Source organism: Lentimicrobiaceae bacterium, assembly GCA_028697555.1.
Classification (GTDB): domain Bacteria; phylum Bacteroidota; class Bacteroidia; order Bacteroidales; family UBA4417; genus UBA4417.
The window spans coordinates 1-15,355 of record JAQVEX010000057.1; the positions used below are offsets into that span (position 1 = coordinate 1).

The window sequence follows — 15,355 nt, forward strand, 5'->3', positions numbered from 1 at the left end:
TAGCTTGAACGAAAAGAGTGAAGCTTACTTATTACAAAACAGCTCAACAAATTCGCAGACTATCGCTCGCTTTACAAAAGCGAGCGAGCGGAAGTTAATAATTATTTTTAGCTTCGTTTAATATAGTCTCAATATCCTCATCAAAGAATGTCTTTATCAAGTAATATTCTTTATTATTCACTTTAAATTTCAACATTTCTTTATTTTGTTTTTTAGCCATTCCAAATTCACAAGGCATAAGTCTGATGTCTTTTATTTTAATACTAGCACTTTTACTTTTTAAATAAAAAAATTTAAATGTATTGAAATATAATATATCTTTTTCTATATGAATGTTTTCTACAACTTTATTAATAATTTCTATTTTACTTATTCGAATATGTACACCTAATACAAATAATATAAATAATACGATACACTGAACATAAAATGGAACCTCACTAATAACACTATAACTATATAGTAAGTGAGCTGTTAAAAGAACAAATAAAAAAAGAGATATTACAAATATTATCATGTTTGTTAAATGTAATTTGTAAAATTTGCTAGCATTCAGGTTTGTTTTCAAATTCATAGATTTATAAATTATATTGTTTCAACTTTTAACCAACCATGTTAATATGATGATTATTATATATAGACATAATCATATTAGATATTATGAATATTGTTAATGCTGTTTAATTTTGTTTTTAATATAGTCTCAATATCTTCATCAAAAAATGCTTTTATCAAGTAATATTCTTTGCTATTTATTTTAACCCTAAAAGCAGATTCCTGTTTTTTATCAAATGTATCAATATTGTGCGGTATTAGTTTTATGTCCTTTATATCACAACTGTCTTTTTTACTTTTTTTACATAAAATATTAAATGTTTCTATTTGTACAGAATTTTCTCGCATTTCTATTGAGCTTGTTATTTTATTTACAAATGCTAACATTCTAATTATTATAAACAAAAATAAAATTATTCCATAGCACAGTGTAAACCATGAAACTATCAACAAGTATATATATGAATCTGCTCCTAAAAACATTAAAAATGATAGTCCTCCAACCAAAATAGGTGAGAGACAAATGTGTTGTATAATTCTCTTTTTATATGTTAAGTAATATTTAATACCATTACTATTTGTAGAATATTTACTCATGGGTGTTTATAATAATTTCTCTCAAAGATAATCTGTTTTTCATAAAACAAATATATTTTGCTAAAACCCGCTCGCTTTACAAAAGCGAGCTAGCAGCGGTGTATTAGTTTCGAGTTTTGAGTTTCGAGTATCGAGTCCCAAGACTCGTAACTCATAACTCGTAACTCAAAACTCCCCCGTAACCCGCACCCCGCAACGCGTAACCTATTTAACCGTAACCCTACATCCTGCCGAATGTGAGCCAAACTCGGGAGCATAATAGCACTCGGCTACTGTTATGCCGTTGGAGAAGCTGCCTTTTTGCGTTGCAAACAGTTCGTATTCAAAAACGTATTTTCCCTTAGGCATATATTCAATAAAAAACTCGGTTGAAACATCTTTTACGGCTTCGTAGTAGCCAATACCGTTTTTGTATCTGTACCCCGAAAGATTTGAAACAGGTTCGAAAGTAGCGGCTCGCATGTTTTTAATATGAACGTATTCCAAATTTCTGTCGGTTTCAATAACCATGCGTACTACAACTTTGTCGCCGACTTCAAGGTTAGTGTTGTCAATTTCAATAAGTTGTCTGCCGCTTTCGGAAGTTTCTATTTTGTACAGTTGCATTTCTATGTTGAAAGGATTATCGGTATTGCCTTCGGTAATTTTATCAAGGTCTTGATAGTATTGCCAATACGTTGCACCCCACGAAATACAAGAGTTAGGATTGTTAATTTGTAGCTCAACGGCATCGGCTTTATCGAAATAATCGGCTTTAAAACTCTTTTTAAAGTAACCGCTTCCGGCTTCCTGCTTTGTATTGTCGCCGGTTATTCGCGGATTTATTTCCTTGCCGTTTAGTATTATGCTAACGGGTTTGTCTTCGTTAATAATATTATCGCCGTAGGCAGTAAGAGCATATATTGCATTGGCGGTAGATGAGTTGGTCTTCCAGCGGTTGGTTTGCTTGTTTTTCAGCAGATTTACCTTCAATCTATCTACCGAAGTTTGGTCGTTTGAAACAGTGCTGAAAGTTTCAATCATCATTGTTGTTGTTTCTATAGGCAATTGATACCAATACGGAGTGTTTGGTTCTTTCCAATACATTCCTAATTCGGGTTTGTACAACGATGTTTCTTTAAGCGAACGCATAATAAGCTCCGATGTATTGTAGTTTTTGTTGCCTTTCATGTAAATAGCCATGGCACCTTTTAAGTAGTTGCTGTAATTAGTCCAGTACTTGTTTGTTTGCTCTTCGTAATACGAAATTGCGTCTTGCAAATCTTTGCTGTACGGATTGGCAAAAAAGCTACGTGTGTAAAGGTAATGAATTATACCGGAGTGTAAATGCCTATTGGTTTTGTAGTCTTTATCGTACTTTTTGATATCATCGAAAGTTTCAACAGCTTTTTTGTCAATATAATTGATTGCCTTATCAATATTGGGTTTTATCTTGTTTAATGTTTTGCTGTCGATGATATTGTTTTTGATAAGTTTTCCGAAACCTGCAACAATACTTTGAGTTATGTAAACGCTACTTTTTGAACCGGGGAACCACGACCAGCCGCCGTCGTAGTTTTGTGCGTCTATCAGAAGCTGAATATCTCGGTCTTGCCTGTATTTAATATTGTTTAGGTTAAACAACTGACCAATATTCAGCTTTTGCTCTTTTTCGCTGATAGCATCCATAACCCAAGGAGTTTCGTTAAGTACAACAGATTTAAGCTCCTGATTTTTTTCCAAATTCGATAAAAATGTTTCAGGCGTTAGTTTTTGCCAGGTTTCAAAAGTGTGGCGTATCTTTTCGTTGCTATTTGCAATGTGCGAAGCCAAAGTATTAACATAAAAGCGATTGAAAATAACGTCTGTTAATTTTGAATCGTTGTTGGTAACGTAAGGCAGAGCTTGTATAGCGTACCAAATCGGGTTTTCGGTAAACTCAACAATTATGTTTTCGGTTTGTATTCCGTCATGGTCGCTGAGCGTAATTCTGTCTAAATTAATAGTAGTATCTGCATTTCTGCTTATTTCTATCGGGAAACTTTCGGTAACCATCATACGGTTAGGCAAAATCGGCATAAATCCTTCTTCACCGTCCGAAACATTTTTGTTTTTAGCAATAATGCGATAAATAACAGCTTCGGCATTGTTAGGAATATTAATATTCCAATATGCTTGAGCACTGTTATCGGTTTTAATCGAAACATTTTTAACATTGTCGGTATTGTTAAAAGCATCGTCGATAGGATTCATGCTTATTGCGTCGAAAAGTTGCAAATACGTTTCAACATCAATGTTTTCGGAAGTATTGTTCGTTATTTTAGCACTTATGCTGATTGTATCGCCTTGGCGGAAAAATCGTGGCATATTCGGAAATACCATAAGGTCTTTTTGCGAAACAAAATTTTGCGTAAACGTACCGTGCTTAAGTTCGGTGTTGTGGGCAATTGCCATCAATTTCCATTCGGTCAGCGATTCGGGAAGTGTGAATTTTACAACAAATTCTCCGTCTTTATTACTCAATAAGTGCGGATAAAAGAAAGCCGTTTCGCTTAAATCTTTTCTGTAGCTGACTTCAGGTTCCTTTTCGCCTGTGCCGGCATTTTCCGTTTCGGGAGCAATGGCTTCTTTAGCCGATTCTTCTCTGTAAACTTCTTCAACAGCATTGCTTAGTACGGCATAATCCATTGTAACAATTTCTTCCTGCGCCGATTTTAACTTTGTTCCAGCCCCGTCACCCGCCATCGACATTCTATACATTATCACACTTTCGTGATGTCCCGTCTCAAACAAGTATTCGTAGTTAATTTCCGTATCTAAAATAAAATCTAACAACTTGTTTTCTATACTAAAATCAATTGCACTATATAAATTTCGGTAATTTGTGCTACTGTTGTAATAATTGTTGCGATTCGTCCTGAACGGAATATTAAAACTCCAACCGTTAGGATAAATTGCATCAAGCGATGCATCATACATTGATGCTAACACTTCTGCTACTTCCGGAAGATTTTTGTTGTTTTTTATGGTAAACGTCCATTCTTCCTCGGCTCCCGGAGTTAGTTTAGAGCGTAGCGTTTGCTGAGCAATTTCGAGCTTTTTATTGTCGTAACCGACAATGATTTCAATATTTTTGCTTAAGTAGTGATTATCCCTTAGATAAAAGGCGTTAATATTCACATTTCCGCGTTCTGCTTCGGTTATAGGTATGCTGAAATTTGTTTGCTTGTTGCTGAGTTTGAATTGTTTCTGAAAAATTATACCGTCAACGTTGGTAGCTTCAACAAAAATCGTAGCATTGTCGAAAGGCACACCGATTATAAAATCAATAACATCGCCGGGTTGGGCTATACGTTTGTTAGCTTCAAATAATAGATTTTCGCTTCTCAAACCCTTATTACTGCGTGAATCGAAAACGGTAAAATATTTTTTATAATTCACAGGATTGCCAAAAGCGTCTTTTGAGTTAATTTCTACAACGTAGAAGCCGGTTTTTAATACTTTGCCGACTTCAAACTTATTATTATCGGGAGTAGCAAATTCGGTGTTCAGAATTTCTTCTTCAACGCTCCATTTGGTATAGTCGTCTTCGTCGTTATAGATTTCATTTTTAAATAGTTTTTTAAACTCATTTTCGTCAATAACAAACTTATTGGGTTTATCCCAATCTTTTTTGTATAAAGCCACATCAGGTTCGCGAAGTTTTTGTAGAACAACAGTACCCGAAGCTGCCTGCTCTTGTCCGCCAAAATTTTCGGCGCTTATTTTAAACGAAAAGCCGTTTTTAGCATCAATTTTATCGCTAATATCCGTTGATATAAGCAATGAATTGTACCCTACCACTACACTTTTTTGGAAAGAATGCGTTTCGCCGTTAATATCAACAACATCGACATAAACGGTAAAGTTGTAGTAAGGCATATATTTCTTTTCAATTTTACGGTCGGCAACGGCATCAAAAGCAATGACAAACTCCCCCTTATCATCGGTTGTGGTAGAACCGTTTAATATTTCCACCTTATCATATTTGAAGGGTATGGAATAGTAAAAATAACTTCTGTAAAACAGAACACTGCGTTCAACTCGGTAGTTGACTTTGGCGTTGGAAACGCTTGTTCCGCTGTAGCTTGTAGCCGTTCCGCTTACCTTAACTTCTTGATTTAGAACGTATTCTTCCGATACGGGTGCAAAATCCACAAAAAACTTGGGACGTTTGTATTCTTCAACCCTGATGCTGTGGTACAAGTCTTTGCCGGAAACGGTGAAGCGTCCGGTAAGTCCCGAAGTAGGCAAGTTGAAAGAACCCGAAAATGAGCCGTATTCGTTGGTTTTAAAAGATGTTTTGTAAACTTCTTGTCCATTGGCATCAAATACGCTAAACTCCGATTTGTAATTTTCTTCCAAACTAAAATTTTTGTTGTCATCATTAACGACAATTCCTTTGTAATAAACGGTTTGTCCCGGGCGATATATGGCTCTGTCGGTGTAGAAATATATTTTTTTGTTCGGCTCCGATTTTGAGCTGCTTGGATAATTATATCTGAAATCTGAAAACAACACGTCATTGCCAACGCCGATTGATAAAAAGTATCTGTCGTATGATTTATCGGCATCTATTTTGAATTTTCCTTCGGCTTTTTTATATCGTTTCTCTTTAATTCTTGTTCTTTCAGTATCGCTTCGTCGGTAATCGTGGCTTACAATATATTTTTTTACAACAAAATCATCAATGGGTTTGCCTGTATTTCGGTTAATGACAATATAATCTTCACTATTATTATTGTTTTTTACTACGTAAGAAATTTCGGAAATACACAAAAGTTCATTTCTGTACAAGTCTTTCAAATTAAAATTATCGTTTTTTGAGAGTTGTAAAACATAATATCCTGTTTCCAACTCAGGAAAAATGACTTCTGTGGTATTGGTAAGATAGTCTCCATCGTTAGGCAAATTGATACTCCACTGTTTTGTAACTTCGTAATTGGATAAATTAACTTTATTAATTTGTCCGTAATTTGCTTTAATATCGGCAACATCTTTCTCTTTTATTTTAATGACACGAAGGAAAACCGTGTCGATGTTTTTATACATTACCGAAGCCAAAAATGGTTTATTAGGCATGTTTACCGATTTGGTAACAACTCCGCATGCTTTAGTTTCTATTAAATTTAGCAGTCTTTTGCACAACTGAGCTCCGTACGATTTCGGGTAGCGTTTTATTGCATCTGTGCACAAGGTATGAGCTTCTTTTTTGAGCCAACGATATTTTTCATCTTGGGTGCTGTAGTAGTTCTCGCCCATATTGTTGAGATGTTCGGCTAAGTGATAAATTATTTCGGTATAGCCTTCGCTATGCGGATATTCTTTCGCCAAATTTCGCAAGGCATTTTCGTAAAGAGAATCTTTGCTATCATGCATGGTGCAGTTCTTGTACACGTAGTTAAGTCGGTCTAAATCGGATTTTATTATTGCCAAAAAATCTTGTTTGTCGTTTAAGTGAAACTTTATTAGATTTTGGTAAATGACAAGACTTTTGTATCTGAAAGAGTTGGTGTCGCTTTGGTTTATATTGATTTTTGCAAACTGCTTTGCAGGCAAAAAGTAGTCTTCGGAGTCGATATTAAAGTAAAACGACTTGCTCATAGTGTGCTCAATAGGGTTTGTGTAAAAATTCAGAGCATTGTGAGACAATATATCAAACAAAGTAGGTCGGTAAAGTCTTGTGCTTTTATCGCCTTTCATCAAACATTCATATTCTTGCACAGATGTTTTTTGCAGTATCTCGCTTTGGCTCAGCGATAGGGTTATATTGCTTTCTATTTCTTCAAAAAACCTTTTTGTGCTCCACGTTTCAATGTCTGTGCTTTCTTCGGCAAGCGGAAGTCTATCTGCGATTTGCCACCTGTTATTTTGGTAATGACTGTAATAAACATTGGCTAGAAAAGCATGTAAAATTTGCTTGCTAGGCGCTGCGGCGGTTCTAAGCTCATTTTCTAACAGTTCAATGGACTTTACGGTGCTGTTTTCGGCGTAATTGTCCCACACTCTAATCTTGTATTCAATAGATTTTAAGAGTTCGGGGAAGTTGTTGTCTTGTTTGCTTTGCAAGTATATTTTATCAATAACTTGTTCGGCAGTTTTAACCTGACCAATATTCATAAGAGAGTCAAGTTCTGTCCATTTGTTTGCTGTGGTGTTTTGCGACATTACTGCGATATTTATTAATAAAAGCGAAAAAATTAAAAAGGCGTATCGTTTCATATGCGTTTGTATATAAATGTGAAACAAATTGTAAAAGATTATAAATTAACGACATCAAAAATTAAGCCACGAAAAGCAAAACGCAATTCTTACGATTTACTTCACAAGCAAATTATTTTGTATGTTATTAATCGGTTTTGTTTTTGTTCTTTTTATGTAATTCTTGAATTTTTACGTATTTGATAAATCCCGAAAATGAATTCATAATACTAATCATAAAACCTTGTTTGCCGTCTAAGAAACCCAAACGTATTATGTAGCAATACAAGAATTTGAATAGCGGAGCGAACAGCAATTTAATTGTCGATATTTTCCTTCCTTTTTCAAAACTTTCTTTTGCCGAAATATCGGTAAATTTCACAGTTTGAGCTATATGCTGATTGATGTTTTCAAAAGTAGTGTGCAAAATATCGCCTTTCAGATGTCGCAATTTAGCACCATCGTTCAGTTCAACTTTTTCGTGTATGTTAACGCCTGTCCAGCCGGCTTTCTCTTTATTCCAAAGTCGTATTTTGGTATCCGGATACCAGCTGCTGTGTTTTATCCATCTGCCGCAGTAAAAATTAAATCTATTCATTGAACAAGCATCAGCATTGGGGTTTTTCTTAAACTCGTTGATAGATTCAACAAGTTGCGACGATAAAACTTCGTCGGCATCAAGGTTGAGCACCCATTGATGCGAAGTAGCTTCCGTAGCCCATTTTTTTTGGTCGTAGTAGCCTTTAAACTCACGCAAATGAACCTTAACTCCGTGCTGTTCGCATATTTCGACGGTTTTGTCGGTAGAGTAGGAGTCGACAACAACAATTTCATCTGCCACCTGTTTAAGACTACTTATGCAATCGGCTATTTTGGCTTCTTCGTTGTAAGTGATTACAAATGCTGATAATTTTATCATAAAATGATATTTTGTACAAAAATACATAATTAATTTACATTATCAGAAATACAATATTCAGACTTAAAAATATTATTTTAGCAAAGCATTAAAATAATTGTAATTTTGCACCACAAAATATGAATACAAATATATCTCTACTACAAACGATAAAAAATCCGGAACAACTGCGTCAGTTATCGACTGATGACTTACCATTGTTGTGTAAAGAAATCAGAGATTACATATTAGAAACCATTTCGAAACATCCGGGTCATTTGGGTGCAGCACTCGGTGTTGTTGAGCTCACAGTTGCAATACACTACGCTTTTAACACACCCGACGATAAGTTGGTTTGGGATGTTGGACATCAGGCTTATGCTCACAAAATTTTAACCGAACGTTTTGAAGAATTTAAAACCAATAGGCAATACAAGGGCATAAGCGGTTTTCCGCGCTGTTGCGAAAGCGTTTACGATTGTTTCGGCACAGGACATTCGTCAACAAGTATTTCGGCAGTTTTGGGTATGGCTATTGCCAATCAGCTTAGTAATAACACCGAACGACAACATATTGCCGTAATCGGCGACGGAGCCATGACCGGCGGAATGGCTATGGAAGCACTTAATCATGCCGGAGCTACAAACACAAACATATTAGTTATTCTCAACGACAACGGTATAGCTATCGATAAAAATGAAGGAGCTTTATCCAAATATCTCACACACATTACTACTTCAAAATGGTACAATCGCCTTAAAGATTCGGTGTGGAGCATAATGGGCGGCAACAAAAAATATGGCAAGCACTCTCGCGAAATTGTTAGGCAAATAGGCGGTGGGCTGAAATCTACACTGTTGCGAAGAAGTAACCTTTTTGAAGCCTTTGGAATGCGTTACTTCGGACCTGTTGATGGGCACGATGTTGAGCATTTGGTTAATTTGTTCAACGATATTAAAAAAATTCAAGGACCAAAGTTGCTACATGTAATCACAAGAAAAGGTAAAGGCTTTGAACAAGCCGAAAAACAGCAAACTTTATTTCACGCTCCCGGCAAGTTTGATGTTGAAACCGGTATGGTTGAAAACTCAGATGCAGATAACTTGCCGCCAAAGTATCAGGATGTTTTTGGAGAAACAATCCTTGAATTGGCAAAACAAAACGATAAAATTGTAGGTATAACGCCGGCTATGCTTTCGGGTTCGTCGCTAAACATAATGATGGAAGCAATGCCACACCGAACTTTCGACGTTGGAATTGCCGAGCAACATGCCGTTACTCTTGCCGCTGGCTTTGCCAAGTCGGGGTATATACCTTTTTGCAATATTTACTCAACTTTTATGCAACGCGCCTACGATCAGGTAATTCACGATGTAGCCTTGCAAAATTTAAACGTTGTATTCTGTTTAGACCGCGCCGGTATTGTAGGCGAAGACGGTGCAACGCATCACGGAGTTTTCGATTTGGCTTATTTTAGACCTATTCCTAATGTTACAATTTTTTCGCCTTTGAACGAGATGGAACTCCGAAATATGATGTTTACGGCACAATTAAACACTCATAAAGGTCCTATTGTTATCAGATATCCACGTGGCAGAGGCGAAAGCCTTGATTGGCGAAAACCTTTCGAAACAATTGAAATAGGTAAAGGACAAGAGTTGATACGTGGAGAAAATATTGCCTTTATTACTATTGGTCCTATCGGCAACAGAGTTGTTGAAGCTGCAAGCGATTTGAAAAACAATCACGGCATAAATGTCGGGGTTTATGATATGCGCTTTTTAAAACCCATTGATGAACAATTGTTACATTCTGTTTTTAAAAATTATAATACGATTATTACCGTTGAAGATGGAATTCTTATAGGCGGGCTTGCAGGTGCTATCGCCGAATTTGCTCAAAAAAATAATTACAAAGAAGTTAAAACTCATTTTATGGGTATTCCCGATAGATTTATTGAGCATGGTAGCATTAGCCAGTTGCATGCAGAATGCTGTATAGATAAGCAAAGTATTGTGGAGCTTGTTATTAGCCATTTCTGAGTTGCGTGTTGCGTGTTACGTGTTACGGGTTGCGGGCAATTAGCAATTAACAATGAGTAATTATCACCGAAGTTTCGGGGTTAATTGCTAAAACCACTCAGCACCCATCACTCATCACTCATCACCAAAAGCTAATAGCTAGAAATATAATTCCCAATATCTTCCAAAAGCCAAATAGGTGTTGAGTTTGCTCCTGTAATCAGTAGGTTTTGTACATCTGTAAACCACGAATTATCAATTTCAAACTTATTGCTTACAAAGTAGGTTTTTTCGTTAACCGATTTGCTCACGGAGTACAGATATTTACCATTGGAGCTGTTTTTTCCCGAAACAAAAATTACGGCATCGTATTGTGAGGCAATTTCCTTCAATTTTATAGCTCTGTTTGATACTTTATTGCACAAACTTTCATTTTTCACAAACTCAGTTCCGTGTTCTGTAGCCTTATCCTTAATAATGTCGGCTATTTTGTTGTACATTGCACCGTCCATTGTAGTTTGCGAAAATAAATATATACGCTTTTTGAAATCAATTTTTTCAATATCTCTTTCCGATTCTATGGCAATAGCCTTATTTTCGCTAAAACCGATTAAACCAATCATTTCGGGATGATTTTCCTTTCCAAAAATTACAATTTCAGAATCACTATCTTGTTTTATGGTATTGAGTATTTTTTTCTGAAGTTTACTAACAATAGGACAAGTAGTGTCGATAAGATGTATAGAATTAGCTTTTGCCTTATCGTAAGTTTCGGGAGGTATGCCGTGAGCTCTTGTCAGAACCGTATGTCCTTTATATTTTTCAAAATCGTTTTCCGAAATTATTTTCAGTCCTTTGTCGTAAAGTTGTTGCATTTGCTCTTCGTTGTGGACAAGTTCGCCGAGGCAAAGCAAGGTTTTGTTATCAGTAAGATGTTTTTCAGCTATATCAATAGCATTTTCAACTCCAAAACAAAAACCTGCGTAGCTATCAATAGTAATTTTCATTTTTTGTTTACGTTAACGGTGGTACTAATTAATATCAACGGTTAAGTTAAAATAATTTTGTGCAGCAACCAAGTGATATGCGGCGTAGGCGTAGTTAAACTGAAATCTTGAAACTCTGAAACCGGCTCCGAAGGAAAAACCACTCATACCTGCTCTGAACTCACTTTTTAATTCTTGTCGGCGATGGTAATTGTAACCTATTCTGATGCTGAAGTTTTTGGAGGGCATAAATTCTCCGCCTATAACAATGTGTCTGAAAAGCTTGTCAGAAAAGTCAGCAAACTTAGATTTTTCCCTTACTTCGCCTGTAAAAGGATCCATTTCCAATTTTTCGGGAACTGTCAAATCCCACTTTTGCAAGTGCTGAAGCAAAACTGAGTATCTGAAAGGCGTATGAGCCAATTTTTTAGAAAAAGCCAATTGAATTTCGAACGGAAAAGTAGATTTATGGTAATATGAATAATTTTTAAGAGCAGCTCCTATATTTCTGAATATAAGCGAAGAACTGAATGTTGGATTAGGCACGTAGCTACCTGCAACGTCAACGGCTATACCAACCGATTTGTACGTCTCGTATGACGATGAAATTGTTTTTAGGTTTGCTCCTATACTCCAAACGCTATCCAACATTCTTCCCCAACCTATATTAAATCCCCAATCGCTTGCTCTAAAGGGGTTTGTAGGCTCGCCGTATTCGTCGTAACCGTCGAATTTACCGTAGTTTATGTACATAACCGAACCTACAAAACTGCCAACTTTCTCAAAATCGTAGCCGAAACTGGCAAAGCTGTGGCTCGTTTTAGCCTTGTGTCCGGTATGGTTCAGCGATAGCTTGCGGTGCATAGAGCTATTAATCAGCGATGGATTTGAAAGAGCCAGATTTATATCGCCGTCGTAAATGCTTAAAAAATTACCGCCCATTGCCGATATACGAGGCGAGGTAGGTAGTTGCAAAAACATATAGTCGGAGCGCCCGCCAACCTGCGAACTTAAAATATACGGTAACAGAACTATCGTTATTATTAATGGTATTTGTTTTGATATTTTCACTGGTATGCAATTATATTTTTATTGTAACGAAGTTGGCTTACGATTATTTCAAAAAAACTTATTAAGTGCAAATTTTAATTTACTCTGATATTTGAAACAACCGCTGAACCCAAGAGTTGATTTACTTTTTTTATAAGTTCTGTTTTGCTGTATAATATATTTTGTCGCAATGCCGGAGTGTTTATTTTCAAAATTATTTCTTTGTTTTTAAAATCAACATCCTTTGTGTTTTTATTAATTGCGTCGCCGGCAACGGTTTCCCACGCTTTTATTACATTAATTCTGGTTAACTTATCGCCAAAATTATTTTCTTTAATAAATACTTGCAAGGCTTCTTGCATTGTCATTTCGTCTTTCTTTTTCATTGCAATATTTTCATTTGCCATTAGCCGTTAGCTGTTGGCTGTTAGCTGTTAGCAGGTACGTGGTGCGAGTTACGAGTATTGAGTTTCGAGTTGTCCCGAAGTTTATGAACGAGCTTCCAATTACTCAGAACTCCTAACTCATAACTTACCCACCCATCACCCATATTTTCATTAGCCATTAGCCATTAGCCGTTAGCTGTTGACTGTTAGCTGGTGAAGTCGGAAGTCGGGAGACTGAAGACGGATGTTTTGAGACTCAGAACTCCTAACTCCTAACTCATAACTTACCCACTCATCACTCATCACTCATCACTCATCACCCACCACCCATCACCCACCACTATTCACCATTCACCACATTCGTTACACAATTATAATTAAACTTGAGCCAAAGATATAAAAAATGGTTAAATTTGCAACGTGAGATAAACTTGCATGAAATTAAAATTAAATTCTTAACAAATACTTAATATTAATTTAAAACAAAAGTAAGATTCTTTTTGTTATTTTACAGCGGATTATTATTTAGATAATTTATAAATAACAAAATATTAATAAAACAAATAAAATCGATGGCAACAACCAACCAAGACAACGCAAAGTACAACATTTTATTGGTAGATGACGAAGAGGATATTTTAGATTTTGTAGGATACAATTTAGAAAAAGCAGGCTATACTGTTAGTAAATGTACCAATGGTAAAGATGCAATTGAAATGGCAAAAAAAATCGAGCCGCATTTAATATTGCTTGACCTTATGATGCCCGAAATGGATGGGATAGAAACTTGTCATGAGCTTAAGCGAAATCCCAATTTAGAAAACACAATAATTGTATTTTTTACCGCACGCAACGAAGATTTCACTCACATCTTAGGTCTCGATGCCGGAGCCGACGATTACATCACCAAACCTATAAAACCTTCTTTGCTCACTTCTAAGGTCAATTCGCTTTTACGTCGTGTTAATACAGGCGAACCGTCTTCATCTAAGCTTACCATCGGAAACATGCAAATAGATAGAGATAGGTACATAGTTACAATTGACGGCGAAGAATTTCAGTTGGCACGCAAGGAATTTGAGTTGCTAAGTATTTTGGCATCACGTCCGGGTAAGGTTTTTTCGAGAAATGATATTTTGAAAAAAGTTTGGGACAATGACGTTGTTGTCGGCGAAAGAACCATTGACGTTCACGTTAGAAAAATTAGAGAAAAAACCGGAACCGATTATATCAAAACCATAAAGGGAGTGGGATATAAGTTCGATGTAAGATAGTTTTTCAGTATTCTGTTATGAAAAGACCAACCAATCCGCATAAAATCTCTCTCGCTGTCGCTTTATTGCTAACTATTCTGACTGTTGTAGTTTTCTTCATACTCTATTTGTTCAGAGGTTCTGACCACATATTGTTCGTGGTTATGGCAGCTGTTTTGGTTATGGGCGTGATAGAATATTTTATTGTGAATTATGTATTAAAAATCTTTATTTTCGACAGGATTAAGGTTATTTTTAAAACCATACACCGACAAAAACTACGCAAAGAAGATAAAATGGAGAACAAAGAAAAACTATCGGGATATAATGTTGATATAATTCAGACGGTAAACGAGCAGGTTGAAGATTGGGTTAAGGATCAGACTGAAGAAATTAAAGAACTTAAAAAGTTAGAAAATTATAGACGCGAATTTTTGGGAAATGTTTCGCACGAACTTAAAACGCCCTTGTTTAATTTGCAAGGCTTTATTCATACGCTTATAGATGGCGGCATCAACGATTCTGCAATTAATGAAAAGTATTTGCGTAAGTCGGTAAAAAATATCGACAGGATGATTACCATTATCGAAGATTTGGAAATTATTTCACGCTTAGAATCGGGCGATAGCGAAATACACAATGCCAATTTTTATATTTTACCTCTTATAAAAGATGTTATTGAAATACTTGAGCCCAAAGCTGAAGAAAAAAACATATCAATAGTAATAGCCGATAATTACAGTAGTATTGTTGTTAATGCCGATAAAGAAAAAATCAGGACTGTTATTTCTAATTTGGTTGAAAATTCTATAAAGTACGGAACAGTCGATGGAAGAGTTAAAGTTAGCATATACGATATGGACGAAAATTACCTTATTGAGGTTTCCGATGATGGCGTTGGTATTGAAGAACAGCACTTGCCACGATTATTTGAGCGTTTTTACCGTGTTGATAAACACCGTTCGAGGAGCAATGGCGGTTCGGGTTTAGGCTTGGCTATTGTGAAACACATAATTGAATCGCATAAGCAAACAGTTAACGTCAGAAGCACCATAGGAGTGGGCACTACTTTTTCGTTTACTTTATCTAAGGCTAAATAAGTTATTGGCTTTTAGCTTTTAGCTGTTGGCTATTGGCTGAGTTTGGCTATTGGCTAAAAGCTAAGGGCTAACAGCTAACAGCTACTCATTGCTGATTTCCCAAAAACACTTAAAAAAAACAAAAAATCACGCAGTAGAATTAATTAATTTTTACTTTTGTTAAAAAAACCACAATAAATACTACTACTATGAGGCACACTTCGTTAAAAGTAAGTTTAATTCTTATTTTCATTATACTGTCGGTATTTGCACAAGCTCAGCGTCAGGCGGGTGTTGTGAGCTATACTATT

The 15,355-nt window shown here is 35.9% G+C and carries 10 protein-coding genes; 3 read left to right on the forward strand and 7 right to left on the reverse strand.

The features are described 5' to 3' along the window. Positions 1-94: 94 nt before the first annotated feature. From PHP31_08710 to PHP31_08725, 4 genes are all read right to left on the reverse strand, one after another. Positions 95-574 (reverse strand): hypothetical protein, encoded by a 480-nt coding sequence (locus PHP31_08710; protein MDD3739356.1) that lies wholly within the window; start codon positions 572-574, stop codon positions 95-97. Between the two features lie 77 nt (positions 575-651). Beyond that, positions 652-1,152 carry a hypothetical protein gene (locus PHP31_08715; GenBank protein MDD3739357.1) on the reverse strand — a complete coding sequence of 167 codons (501 nt, stop codon included), beginning with the start codon at positions 1,150-1,152 and terminating at the stop codon, positions 652-654. A gap of 204 nt (positions 1,153-1,356) precedes the next feature. Then, the gene (locus PHP31_08720; protein ID MDD3739358.1) at positions 1,357-7,392 is read right to left on the reverse strand and encodes an alpha-2-macroglobulin family protein; all 6,036 of its coding nucleotides are present in this window, start codon (positions 7,390-7,392) and stop codon (positions 1,357-1,359) included. A 127-nt stretch (positions 7,393-7,519) separates the two neighbouring features. Continuing rightward, on the reverse strand, positions 7,520-8,290 hold the full coding sequence (locus tag PHP31_08725) for a glycosyltransferase family 2 protein (protein MDD3739359.1): 771 nt from the start codon (positions 8,288-8,290) through the stop codon (positions 7,520-7,522). 119 nt (positions 8,291-8,409) lie between these two features. Between PHP31_08725 and dxs the strand changes: the two genes are divergently transcribed. Then, complete coding sequence (gene dxs / locus PHP31_08730) at positions 8,410-10,311, forward strand: 1-deoxy-D-xylulose-5-phosphate synthase (protein MDD3739360.1); 1,902 nt, start codon at positions 8,410-8,412, stop codon at positions 10,309-10,311. A 131-nt stretch (positions 10,312-10,442) separates the two neighbouring features. Here dxs and PHP31_08735 read toward each other — a convergent pair whose 3' ends face one another. The 3 genes from PHP31_08735 to PHP31_08745 all read right to left on the reverse strand — a co-directional run bounded on the left by PHP31_08735 (position 10,443) and on the right by PHP31_08745 (position 12,712). Next, positions 10,443-11,297, reverse strand: a complete 855-nt coding sequence (locus PHP31_08735) for a 4-hydroxy-3-methylbut-2-enyl diphosphate reductase (protein ID MDD3739361.1) — start codon at positions 11,295-11,297, stop codon at positions 10,443-10,445. Between the two features lie 24 nt (positions 11,298-11,321). Next, positions 11,322-12,347, reverse strand: a complete 1,026-nt coding sequence (gene porQ / locus PHP31_08740) for a type IX secretion system protein PorQ (GenBank protein MDD3739362.1) — start codon at positions 12,345-12,347, stop codon at positions 11,322-11,324. Between the two features lie 74 nt (positions 12,348-12,421). Beyond that, positions 12,422-12,712: a DUF721 domain-containing protein gene (locus tag PHP31_08745; GenBank protein ID MDD3739363.1), complete on the reverse strand. Its 291-nt coding sequence runs from the start codon at positions 12,710-12,712 to the stop codon at positions 12,422-12,424. A gap of 572 nt (positions 12,713-13,284) precedes the next feature. Here PHP31_08745 and PHP31_08750 point away from each other — a divergent pair. Then, a complete protein-coding gene (locus PHP31_08750; GenBank protein MDD3739364.1) occupies positions 13,285-13,986 on the forward strand; it encodes a response regulator transcription factor in 702 nt (233 codons plus the stop codon). Positions 13,987-14,003: 17 nt separating this feature from the next. Beyond that, positions 14,004-15,065: an ATP-binding protein gene (locus PHP31_08755; protein MDD3739365.1), complete on the forward strand. Its 1,062-nt coding sequence runs from the start codon at positions 14,004-14,006 to the stop codon at positions 15,063-15,065. Positions 15,066-15,355 lie beyond the last annotated feature (290 nt).